9 protein-coding genes are annotated in these 11,459 nt (G+C 71.4%); 6 read left to right on the forward strand and 3 right to left on the reverse strand.

Features of this window, described 5'->3' with window-relative positions; translation table 11 throughout:
- Nucleotides 1-3: 3 nt before the first annotated feature.
- A complete protein-coding gene (locus Q0Z83_RS50115) occupies nt 4-903 on the reverse strand; it encodes a LysR family transcriptional regulator (RefSeq protein ID WP_317790632.1) in 900 nt (299 codons plus the stop codon).
- Between the two features lie 84 nt (nt 904-987).
- Here Q0Z83_RS50115 and Q0Z83_RS50120 point away from each other — a divergent pair, with 84 nt between their 5' ends.
- A complete protein-coding gene (locus tag Q0Z83_RS50120; protein ID WP_317790633.1) occupies nt 988-1,941 on the forward strand; it encodes a threonine ammonia-lyase in 954 nt (317 codons plus the stop codon).
- 37 nt (nt 1,942-1,978) lie between these two features.
- On the opposite strand, the gene Q0Z83_RS50125 is transcribed toward Q0Z83_RS50120, so the two are convergent.
- A complete protein-coding gene (locus Q0Z83_RS50125) occupies nt 1,979-3,187 on the reverse strand; it encodes a DUF349 domain-containing protein (RefSeq protein WP_317790634.1) in 1,209 nt (402 codons plus the stop codon).
- Nucleotides 3,188-3,367: 180 nt separating this feature from the next.
- On the opposite strand from Q0Z83_RS50125, the gene miaA reads away from it, so the two are divergent.
- Genes miaA through Q0Z83_RS50140 form a run of 3 tightly spaced genes read left to right on the forward strand, consistent with a single transcriptional unit; the run spans nt 3,368 to nt 5,849 of the window.
- Nucleotides 3,368-4,273, forward strand: coding sequence for a tRNA (adenosine(37)-N6)-dimethylallyltransferase MiaA (miaA, locus tag Q0Z83_RS50130; protein ID WP_317790635.1), 906 nt, complete (start codon nt 3,368-3,370; stop codon nt 4,271-4,273).
- Between the two features lie 8 nt (nt 4,274-4,281).
- A complete protein-coding gene (gene dapF / locus Q0Z83_RS50135; protein ID WP_317790636.1) occupies nt 4,282-5,127 on the forward strand; it encodes a diaminopimelate epimerase in 846 nt (281 codons plus the stop codon).
- Entirely contained in the window at nt 5,127-5,849 is a 723-nt protein-coding gene (locus tag Q0Z83_RS50140) for a glycerophosphodiester phosphodiesterase (protein ID WP_317790637.1), read from the forward strand. The genes dapF and Q0Z83_RS50140 overlap by 1 nt, the downstream gene beginning before the upstream one ends.
- A gap of 89 nt (nt 5,850-5,938) precedes the next feature.
- Here the strand turns inward: Q0Z83_RS50140 and Q0Z83_RS50145 are convergent, their stop codons facing one another.
- Nucleotides 5,939-7,399 carry an NAD-dependent malic enzyme gene (locus Q0Z83_RS50145; RefSeq protein ID WP_317790638.1) on the reverse strand — a complete coding sequence of 487 codons (1,461 nt, stop codon included), beginning with the start codon at nt 7,397-7,399 and terminating at the stop codon, nt 5,939-5,941.
- Between the two features lie 152 nt (nt 7,400-7,551).
- Here Q0Z83_RS50145 and hflX point away from each other — a divergent pair, with 152 nt between their 5' ends.
- Together hflX and Q0Z83_RS50155 are read left to right on the forward strand one after the other, a co-directional pair.
- Nucleotides 7,552-8,964 carry a GTPase HflX gene (hflX, locus tag Q0Z83_RS50150; protein WP_317790639.1) on the forward strand — a complete coding sequence of 471 codons (1,413 nt, stop codon included), beginning with the start codon at nt 7,552-7,554 and terminating at the stop codon, nt 8,962-8,964.
- Between the two features lie 92 nt (nt 8,965-9,056).
- Nucleotides 9,057-10,835 (forward strand): hypothetical protein, encoded by a 1,779-nt coding sequence (locus Q0Z83_RS50155; protein ID WP_317790640.1) that lies wholly within the window; start codon nt 9,057-9,059, stop codon nt 10,833-10,835.
- Nucleotides 10,836-11,459: the final 624 nt, after the last annotated feature.

Consider the following 11,459-nt stretch of genomic DNA (forward strand, 5'->3'; position numbering starts at 1 on the left):
CTGCTACCGGACGATCGCTGGGGCCGCGGCCCTGATCTGGTCGAGCAGCGCCGAGGTCGCCGGCGGATCGGGCGGTTCGCCGAGGACCGCGACCGACACCCGGCGGCCCGGCCCGGGCAGCCGTACCGCCCGCACCCGGGGGTCGCGGTGGGCGGCCAGGGCCAGCGCCGGCAGGGTGGTCGCGCCCATCCCGGCGGCCACCAGCGCCTGCACCGCCACATAGTCGTCGGTGGTGAACCGGATGTCCGGGACGAAGCCCTCGGCCGCACAGGCGGCGACCAGGCGGCTGCGGCACCGCTCGCAGCCGCCGATCCACGGGCGGTCCCGGTGATCGGCGAGCCGGTCACCCGCCCAGCCCGCCGGAACCACCAGATAGGACGGCTCCTCCAGCAGCGTTTCGGAACGGACGCCGCCCGGGTCCGGTGCGGCGAGGTCCGGTACGGACTCGCCGGGATGGGCGAAGACCAGGGCGACGTCGACCTCACCGCCCCGCAGCAGCCGGATCGCGGCGGGCGGCTCGGCCTCGGTGAAGCGCAGGTCGACGCCGGGATGGGCGGTGGTGAAACCGGCCGCCGCGACCGGGACGAACGTGCCCAGCGCGGACGGGAACGCGGCCAGCCGGACCCGGCCGGCCCGGAGCCCGGTCAACTCGGCCAGCTCGACCTCGGCGGCCGCGATCCGGCCCAGGATCTCCTCGGCGCGTTCGGCGAGGAGCCGGCCGGCCTCGGTCAGCCGCACGCCCCGACCGACCCGTTGCAGGAGCCGGCTGCCGGTCTCGGCTTCCAGCCGGGCCAGGTGGTGACTGACCGACGGCTGCGCGTAGTGCAGCGCCCGGGCCGCAGCGGTGACCGATCCGTGGCGGGCGACCGCGGCCAGCACGGTCAGCCGGGTGACGTCGAGCATGCGGCCAACGTATCAATCCAGTCTATGGATCACCGAGAACACTGACATTGGACCTATGACTCGGAACGGCCGACGATCGAGGACATGGAACTCAGCCTCGACCACATCCGTGCCGCCCGCGACCTCGTCAGCCGCCACCTGCCGCCCACCCCGATGTGGTCGTATCCGCTGCTGGACCGGGCCGCCGGAGCATCAGTGCTGGTCAAGCACGAGAACTCCCAGCCGGTCGGCGCGTTCAAGGTGCGCGGCGGGCTGACCCTGCTGGCCGGGATGACAGATGCCGGCCGCCGACGCGGCACGGTCACCTGGTCGACCGGCAATCACGCGCAGTCGCTGGCCTACGCGAGCCACGTCTTCGGCGCCGGCTGCACGGTGTTCATGCCGGCCGGGACACCCGAGTTCAAGGCGGCGGCGGTCGACTCCTGGGGCGCCCGGGCGATCCGGGCCGGTGACAGCCTGGAGGCGGCGGAGCGGCGGGCTCGGCAGCATGCCGACGAGACCGGGGCCCGCCTGATCAGTCCCGGCGACACGCCGGAGCTGCTGGCCGGGGTGGGCACCGTCTACCTGGAGATCCTCGAAGCCGCCCCGGATCTCGACGCGATCGTGGTCCCGGTCGGGAGTGGGACGGGCGCCGCCGCCGCATGCCTCGTCGCGGCCACTCTCGCGCCGCGCTGTGCCGTGATCGGGGTCCAGTCGGCGGCCTCGCCTGCCGCGCACGATTCCTGGCGGTCCGGCGACCTCGTCGAACGCCCCAACCGCACCACCGCCGCCGGACTGGCCACCGGGCGCGGTTTCGCCCTGCCGCAGCGCATCCTGCGTGGGCGCCTGGCCGACTTCCACCTGGTCACCGACGAGGAGATCGACACCTCTCGGCGACTGCTGGCCACCGCCGCGCACACCCTCGCCGAGGGCGCCGGTGCGGCGGCCCTGGCCGCCGTCCTGACCCGCCCGGACCGGTTCGCCGGGAAACGGGTCGCGGTGGTCTGCACCGGCGGCAACGCCGGTCCCGACGAGCTGGCGACCCTGACCCGGGCATGAAGAAGGGGCCGGCACCGGCCGGCCCCTTCTCACCTCCTCAGTTGGCCTGCTCGGCCAACGCGAGGAACTGCTTCTTCGAGGCGAGCGCCTGCTCGGCCTCCTTGATCCGCCGGTTGTCGCCCGCGGCCTTGGCCCGCTCCAGCCGCTGCTCGGCCTCGGCGACCTGGTCGCGCATCTGACGCAGCAGCGGGTTGTCCTGCGGGCTGGTCTTGCGCCACGCCGAGTCCATCGCCACCCGGATGCGCTCCTCGGCGGCCCGCCAGCGGCGGTCCAGCGAGGCGGACGCCTCCCGCGGCACCCGACCGGCCTCGTGCCACGCGGCCTGGGCGTCACGCAGCTTGTTCTGCGCGCCGCGGGCGTCCGCGTCGACGTCGACGGCCTCCAGCTCGGCCAGGATGGCCTGCTTCTTCTCCAGGTTGCCCTGGTACTCCGCGTCGCGGGCGGAGAAGACCTCGCTGCGCTTGGTGAAGAACGCGTCCTGAGCGGCCCGGAAACGCTCCCAGAGACGCTGCTCGGCCTCCTTGGCGGCGCGGGGCGCCGCCTTCCACTCGGTCATCAGCTCCTTGAGCCGGTTGGCCGTGCTCGACCACTCGGTCGACTCGGCCAGGCTCTCGGCCTCCTTGACCAGGTCCTCCTTGGCGGTCTGCGCCTGCTTACGCTGACCGTCGAGGGTGGCGAAGTGGGCGCCGCGACGACGGGTGAAACCGTCCCGCGCGGCGGCGAACCGCTTCCACAGCTCACCGTCGGTCTTCTTGTCGACGCCGCGGATCGTCTTCCACTCGTCGAGGATCTCCTTGAGGCGGTCGCCCGCGGTCTTCCACCCGGTGGCGTCGGCGGCGATCTTCTCCGCCTCCTCGACCAGCGCCGTCTTGCGGGCCAGCGCCTCGGTCCGGGCCACCTCGCGGGCCGCCCGTGCCTCGCCGGCCTTCTCGTCGGCGAGCGTGGCCAGCCGCTCCAGGCGGGCGGTGAGGCCGTCGATGTCACCGACCACGTGCGCCTCGTCCAGCTGGGTCCGCAGCCGCTTCACACTGCTGAGTGAGTGGGCCGCGTCCGCCGCGCCGGACTTGAGGCGGGCCTCGACGAGCTCGACCTCGGTCACCAGGTCGGCGAATCGCCTGGCGAAGTGGGCCAGCCCCTCCTCAGGGGTGCCCGCCTGCCAGGAACCGACCACCCGGTCGCCCTCAGCGGTCTTCACGTACACGGTGCCGTCGGCATCCACGCGCCCGAAGGTCGTCCAGTCGTTCATGAGCTCATCCTCGTTCTCCCGGCGTCATCGGCCCGCATCGGGGTCGTGGCCACCGCCACAGCGCAGTCTGAGTGCCAACTTCTCATCGGCATTCTTTCTCGCGCATTGTCACAGGTCCAACCCGGTTAGGGGAAAGCTCCCGCTGACGACCGTGACACAACGGTGTCCTACGGTTGGTTCGTGCCGTTCCGGACAGCTCAACGAGTCCTCACCGTCGTCGGTCCGACAGCCGCCGGCAAGTCGGCCCTGAGCATCGCTCTCGCCCACGAGCTGGGCGGCGAGGTGGTCAACGCCGACTCGATGCAGCTCTATCGGGGGATGGACATCGGCACGGCGAAACTCACCCGCGCCGAGCGGGACGGCGTACCTCATCATCTGCTCGACATCTGGGACGTGACCGAGCCGGCCGCCGTCGCCGAGTATCAGCGGCTGGCCCGCGCGGCGATCGACGGCATCCTCGACCGGGGCCGGGTGCCGCTCCTGGTCGGCGGGTCCGGGTTGTATGTCCGGGCGGTTCTGGAGGATTTCGAGTTCCCCGGCACCGACCCGGCGATCCGGGCGCGGCTCGAGGAGGAGTTGGCCGCGGTCGGTTCCGGCGTGTTGCACGCCCGGCTCGGCGAGCAGGACCCGGAGGCGGCCGCGAAGATCCTGCCGAGCAACGGCCGCCGGATCGTCCGGGCGCTGGAGGTGATCGAGCTGACCGGCCGGCCGTTCACGGCGTCGCTGCCCGATCCACGGCCGGTCTACGAGTCGGTGCAGATCGGCGTCGACCGGGAGACCGCCGAGCTGGACGAGCGGATCGCGCTGCGGGTCGACCTGATGTGGGCGGCCGGGCTGATCGACGAGGTCCGCGGGCTGGCCGGCATCCGGGCCGGCCGGACGGCCTCGCGGGCGCTCGGCTACCAGCAGGCCCTCGCCCAGATCGACGGCGAGCTCAGCGAGGAGCAGGCGAAGGCGGACACGGTCCAGGGCACCAGGCGGTTCGTGCGGCGGCAGCGATCCTGGTTCCGGCGGGACCCGGCGATCACCTGGCTCGACGGCGCCGACCCGAAGCTGTTGGCGCGCGCCATGGACCTTGCGCGATGATGGGCCGCGTGCGTTTCACCAAGGGCCATGGGACATCCAACGACTTCGTCCTCCTGCCGGACCCGGACGGCGAGCTGGAGCTGACGCCCGCGCTAGTCGCGGCGCTCTGCGACCGCCGCAAGGGCATCGGCGGTGACGGCGTGATCCGGGTGGTGCGCAGCGCCAAGCACCCGGAGGCCGCCGGTCTCGCCGGCGAGGCCGAGTGGTTCATGGACTATCACAACAGCGACGGCTCGATCGCCGAGATGTGCGGCAACGGCCTCCGCGTCTTCGTCCGCTATCTGCTGGAGAAGGGTCTGGCCACACCCGGCCCTTCGGGCCTGCCGGTGGCGACCAGGGCCGGGGTGCTGGTCACGGTCGTCGGTGCCGGCACGATCAGCGCGCGGATGACGACCCCGAGGGTGTACGCGGGAAGCACCGCCACTCTCGGACATCTGACCGTTCCCGGGCTCGCGGTGGACTGCGGGAACCCACATCTGGTCTGTGGCCTGCACGACGGGGTGGAGCTGTCCGCCCTCGACCTGACCCGGGCCCCGTCGCACGACCCGAAGGTGTTCCCGGCCGGGGTGAACGTGGAGTTCGTCGAGCCCGCCGAACCGCTGGCCGGTGTCGATCGGCACGTCCGGATGCGGGTGCACGAGCGCGGCTCCGGCGAGACCCAGTCGTGCGGCACCGGCGCGCTCGCGGTCGGTGCGGTGGCGCTGCGCGAGGCCGGGCTGGCCACCGGCTCGGTGGCGGTGGACGTGCTCGGCGGCCGGGTCCTGGTCACCTGTGACGCTGACGGGGCCTGGTGGCTGGAGGGCCCGGCGGTGCTGGTCGCCGACGGTGACGTCGACCCGGCGGCGGTGCTCTGATGCCGGCCCGCGTCGCGCACCGGGGCTATTCCACGGTCGCCCCCGAGAACACCCTGCCCGCCTTCCACGCCGCCGTCCGGGCCGGTGCCACGGTCGTCGAGTTCGACGTCCGGGCGACCCGCGACGGCGTGCCCGTGGTGATCCACGACCGGACGGTGAACCGCACCACGAACGGCCGTGGTCGGGTCTGGGACCTGACGTATGACGAGGTCGCCGCCCTGGACGCGGGTTCCTGGTTCGGCCCCGGGTTCACCGGGCTGCGGGTGCCGTCCCTGGCCGAGACGCTCGACCTGCTGGCGCCCGAGCCGGTCGACCTGCTCGTCGAGATCAAGCCGCCGGCCACGCTGGACGAGGTCAAGTCGATCGTCGCCCAGCTCGCCGAGCGTGACCTACTGGGCCGTACGGTGCTGCAGAGTTTCGACGCCGACGTGGTGCGCAAGGTCCGCGACGTGGCCCCGGACGCACGTCGTGGCCTGCTGCTGTTCCGGTTCGACGCGGAGACCGTCGAGCTGGCCCGGGAGCTGGGCGTCGCCTACTGCAATCCGTCGGTCGACGACGTGCTGAACGGGCCGGAGACGATGGCCGCCCTGGCCGCGGCCGGGATCGGCGTGATGCCCTGGACGCCGAACGACATCGCCCAGTGGCGTCCCCTGGTCGACGCGGGCGTGGCCGGTCTGATCACCGATCTGGTCGGCGAGCTGACCGGTTGGGCCGGCGCCTGACCCGGGGTCACACGGCGGTGCTCGGCATGGGATACGGGTGCGGCGCGCCGGAGATCCGGACGGACCCGGGCGCGCCGTAGCCGTACCCCCTAAAAGGTCGTGTCCGGGGCTTTGTCGAGTTCGCTCTCCGGAAGCGCCGCCGGGTTGGCCGGGACCGGCATGCCCTTGACGACCGCCCGGATCGCCGCCGCCACCGCCGGGGTGACCTTGGGATCGAAGACGCTCGGAATGATCACCGTGGGGTTGAGCTTGTCCTCGCCGACCACGTCGGCGATGGCCCGGGCCGCGGCCAGCGCCATCTCCTCGGTGAACTCCTCGGCCGCGGCGTCCAGCATGCCCCGGAACACGCCGGGGAAGGCCAGCACGTTGTTGATCTGGTTGGGCTGGTCGGACCGGCCGGTGGCGACGATCGCGGCGTGCTTGCGGGCCTCCCGCGGGTCGACCTCGGGGTCCGGGTTCGCCATCGCGAACACGATCGACCGGTCCGCCATCTTGGCGATGTCGTCGCCGGTCAGCAGGTTCGGCGCGGACACACCGATGAAGACGTCCGCCCCGACGATCGCGCCGGGCAGGTCACCCGAGTAGTTGTCCTTGTTGGTGTGGTCGGCCAGCCACTGCATCGACTCGTTGAGGTCGGGCATCCCGCGGTGCAGGGCGCCCTTCCGGTCGTACGCGATGATGTCGCCCACACCCTGCCGCATCAGCAGCTTCATGATCGCGGTGCCGGCCGCGCCCGCGCCGGACACGACGACCTTGACGTCCTCCATCCGCTTGCCGACCACCCGCATCGCGTTGGTCAGGGCGGCCAGCACGCAGATCGCGGTGCCGTGCTGGTCGTCGTGGAAGACCGGGATGTCCAGCATCTCCCGCAGTCGCGCCTCGATCTCGAAGCAGCGGGGCGCCGCGATGTCCTCCAGGTTGATACCGCCGTAGGCCGGGGCGATCGCCTTCACGATCGCCACGATCTCGTCGGTGTCCTGTGTGTCGAGCACCACAGGCCAGGCGTCGACGCCGCCGAACCGCTTGAACAGTGCGGCCTTGCCCTCCATCACCGGCATCGCGGCGGCCGGGCCGATGTTGCCCAGGCCGAGCACGGCCGAGCCGTCGCTGACCACGGCGACCGTGTTGCGCTTGATGGTGAGGCGCCGGGCGTCCGCCGGGTTCTCCGCGATCGCCATGCAGACCCGGGCCACACCCGGCGTGTACGCCCGGGACAGCTCGTCCCGGTTGCGGAGCGCGACCTTCGACGACACCTCGATCTTGCCGCCCAGATGCAGCAGGAACGTCCGGTCGGAGACCTTGCGGACGTCCACGCCGTCCTGCTCCTCCAACTGCTTCACGACCTGGTCGGCGTGCGCGGCGTCGGCGGTGTCGCAGGTGAGGTCGACCAGCACCTTGGTGGGGTCGGAGTCCACCACGTCCAGCGCCGTCACGATCGCCCCGGCTTCACCCACACAGGTGGTGAGCCGGCCGATGGACGAGGCGTCCGCGGTAACGGCGATACGGATCGTGATCGAGAATCCTGCGCTCGGCAGGCGGGTGGTCACCACGGTGTTCCCTCCGACGTTGGTGGGGTGAGTCCTCAGATTGTCGCTCTTGCGGAATTTCGGCTTACCGCTCGGTGGTTACTGGTGGGTCAGGTGGAGTTATGCGGATGCGTTCGCTCTCGTGACGTGCCACGATCGAACGTAGGAGGTCACTTTTGCGAAACACGTACCAGACACCCGTCCTTGACGAGCTGGACCCCACGACCGGGGACCTGGAGCTCGAGGAGCGGCACTCGCTCAGGCGGGTGGCCGGTCTTTCCACCGAGCTGACCGACGTCACCGAGGTCGAGTACCGACAGCTTCGACTCGAACGGGTCGTGCTCGTCGGTGTGTGGACCGAAGGAAGTGTGGAAGATGCCGACAATTCACTGACCGAGCTCGCCGCTCTCGCCGAGACCGCCGGTTCCCAGGTTCTCGAGGGTCTGATCCAGCGGCGGAAACAGCCCGACGCGGCCACCTTCATCGGCCGCGGCAAGGTCGACGAGCTGCGCGACGTGGTCATCATGACCGGCGCCGACACGGTCATCTGCGACGGTGAGCTGTCCCCGTCCCAGCTGCGCAAACTCGAGGAACAGATCAAGGTCAAGGTGGTCGACCGGACCGCCCTGATCCTGGACATCTTCGCCCAGCACGCGAAGAGCCGCGAGGGTAAGGCCCAGGTCGAGCTGGCCCAACTGCAGTACCTCCTGCCGCGACTGCGCGGCTGGGGTGAGGCCATGTCCCGGCAGGGCGGTGGCGCCGGTGGCGGTTCGGGCGGCGGCGGCGTCGGCACCCGTGGTCCCGGTGAGACCAAACTCGAGACCGACCGGCGGCGGATCAACACCCGCATCGCGAAACTGCGGCGCGAGATCAAAGCCATGAAGACGGTACGGGAGACCAAGCGCTCCCGCCGGGTCGCCAACGGCGTTCCGGCCGTGGCCATCGCCGGTTACACCAACGCGGGCAAGTCGAGCCTGCTCAACCGGCTGACCCAGGCCGGCGTGCTGGTCGAGGACGCGCTGTTCGCCACCCTCGATCCGACCACCCGGCGCACCGCCGCGGAGGACGGGCGGGAGTTCACACTCTCCGACACGGTCGGGTTCGTCCGGCACCTGCCGCACCACATCGTCGAGGCGTTCCGCTCGACGCTGGAGGAGGTCGGCCAGTCCGACCTGGTGGTGCACGTGGTCGACGGCGCCCACCCGGACCCGGAGGGTCAGGTCAGCGCGGTCCGCGAGGTGCTCAGCGAGGTCGGCGCCGACCAGCTCCCCGAGCTGCTGGTGATCAACAAGGTCGACGCGGCCGACGAGGAGACCGTGCTTCGGCTCAAGCGGAATTGGCCGGAGGCGATCTTCGTCTCGGCCCGATCCGGAGCCGGCATCCCGGAACTGCACAAGGCGATCGCCGACCGGCTGCCCCGGCCCGCGGTCGAGATGCGGGTCCTCATCCCGTACGACCGGGGTGACCTGGTGGCCCGGGTGCACCGGTCCGGTCAGGTGCTGCAATCCCGGCATCTGGACGACGGGACGGAACTCTCCGTACGCGTCGATGAGCAGTTCGCTGCCGAGCTGTCCGGTTTTCGGAGCTGATCAGGAAGCGCAATTCGGACTTCACGGGAGCAGCTTCCTGTGTTGATCCACACGTAATACCGACACGAGACGTCGCGTGCGACACTGTGCGGATGCGGCGTCTCGTGTTTCCGACCATCGTGGCCATCGGTCTGGTAATGGTCGGCTCCTCCAGCGCGTCCGCCGAGGACCCGACTCCGGCACCCACAGTGAGCGCCAAGTCGACGCCCGGCAAGAAGCTCTGCAAGATCGCGGACGCCGAGCTCACCGAGCTCTCCGGCATCGCGGCCACCAAGAACGGGTTCGTCGTCATCAACGACGGGCGTGAGGGCGTCACCCCCAAGATCTTCTTCCTCAACCGGGAGTGTAAGAAGACCAAGGAGGCGAGCTTCAACGGCACGCCGCTCGACGCCGAGGACATCGTCCTCTCGCCCGATCAGGAGACGCTGTGGGTCGGCGACTTCGGTGACAACAACGTCCGCAACGACCCGGGCAATGTGCGCCCACACGTCGCGCTGTGGAGCATCCCGGTCAGCGGCACCGGAGAGGCGACCATCCACCGGGTCAGCTACCCCGACAAGGACAAGCACGACGCCGAGGCACTGATCTTCAACGGTGACGGCACCCCGTTGATCGTGACCAAGGAGATCGGTGCGCCCGCCGGCATCTACAAGCCGACCGCCGCGCTGAAGAAGAACAACAACACCCCGGTGCCGTTGGAGCGGGTCGGCGAGATCCAGCTCTCGGCCACCGAGACGGCCGGTAACCCGATCGCCCGGATCGGCAACAAGACGATCACCGGCGGCGCTGTCACCCAGGGCGCCACCAAGGTGGTGCTGCGCACCTACACGGACGCCCTCGAGTGGGACGTGACCGGCGGCGACGTGCTCGCCGCGCTGAAGAAGGAGCCGCGCACCACGGGCCTGCCCAACGAGCCACTCGGCGAGGGCATCGCGTACAGCACCGACGGCAAGCTCTTCTACACCGTCTCGGACATGAGCGGCAAAACCGACGTCGCCAACCACATCCGGGAGTACACACCGGCCACCACGGTCGCGGTGAAGTCGGAGAAGTCCGGCAAGAGCGGCAGCGGCGACTCCTGGTATTCGAACCTCACCATCGACGACGTCACCTACATGGTCGGCGGCATCGGTGTCATCGGCCTGATCCTGGTCGGTGCGGGCGTCTTCGGCATCGTGCGGTTCCGCCGGTCCCCGCAGGGCCTGTCCTCGGCCGTCGACGACCTGCCGTCCGGGGGGATCGCCAAGGGCGACCCGGAGACCGAGCTCATCGGGGTCGGCGGCGCTCCGCCGCGCGGCGCGGCCTACGGTTCCGGCCGTCCGGGTGGCGGCGGTCCGGTCTACGGTTCCCAGTCCGGCGGCGGTGGCGCGCCGAAGCGTGGCAACGGGGTCTACGGCGGTTCAGGCGGCGGCAAGGGCGGCAGCGGTGGTCCCGGCGGTGGTCCGGGCGGCGGCGGTGGTCAGGGTGGCGGCCCGCAGTACGGTCGGCCTGCCGGTCAGCCGCCGCGTGGTCCGCAGCAGGCTCCGGGCCGTGGCGGTCCGCAGCAGCAGCCTCCGCGCGGCCCGCAGCAGGCTCCGGCTCGTAACCCGCAGCAGCCCCCGCGCGGTCCGCAGCAGCCCCCGCGCGGTCCGCAGCAGACTCCCGGCCGTGGCGGCCCGCAGCAGCAGCCGCCGCGTGGTCCGCAGCAGACTCCCGGCCGTGGCGGTCCGCAGCAGCAGCCTCCGCGCGGCCCGCAGCCCCCCGCCCGCGGCGGCGGTGGTGGCGGCGTTTATGGCGGTCAGCAGCCACCCAGAAGCCAGCAGGGCCAGCCCCAGCGCCCGAACGGCGTGTACGGCGGCGGACGCCCCAACGGCCCCGACGGGCGCCAGTAACCGTTCCACCCGAGAAAGCCGGTCCCGCAGCCGCGGTGCCGGCTTTCTTCATGACTTCTCAGTCCAACCACCAGCACCGAGCCAGTGGAGTTCCCGCGCCTTTGGCGCGCGCCCGTCTCCGCTCGTCTCTGCTCGTGTTCCCGCATTCGCGCTTCCCGCGCGGCGCTCTCCCGCCCCACCTGGCGCCCTCGGGCATGTGCCCGACCTTCCGCGCTGCTTTCTTGCAGTGCGCGTGCCCGGCTTTCCACGCCGCGACCTTGCAGTGCGCGTGCCCGACCTTCTACGTCGCGGCCTCTCGCGTCCACGCCTCATGCGCTGCGTCTGCACCTTCTCGCCACGTTCGGCTTTCCACGTGCTATGCGCTTTCGCGTCGTGCCCGCGCTTTGGCGCCCCGCCGCCCACGCCGTCCGTGCCGCGTCGCCCGTGGCGCGTCGCCCGTGGCGCGTCGCCCGTGGCGCGTCGCCCGTGGCGCGTCGCCCGTGGCGCGTCGCCCGTGCTGCGACGTCCGTGGCGCGTCGCTCGTGCTGCGTCGCCCGTGGCGCGTCGCCCGTGGCGTGCCGCCCGTGGCGCGTCGCCCGTGGCGTGCCGCCCGTGGCGCGTCGCCCGTGGCGTGCCGCCCGTGGC

Origin of the sequence: Actinoplanes sichuanensis (assembly GCF_033097365.1) — a bacterium.
GTDB lineage: Bacteria > Actinomycetota > Actinomycetes > Mycobacteriales > Micromonosporaceae > Actinoplanes > Actinoplanes sichuanensis.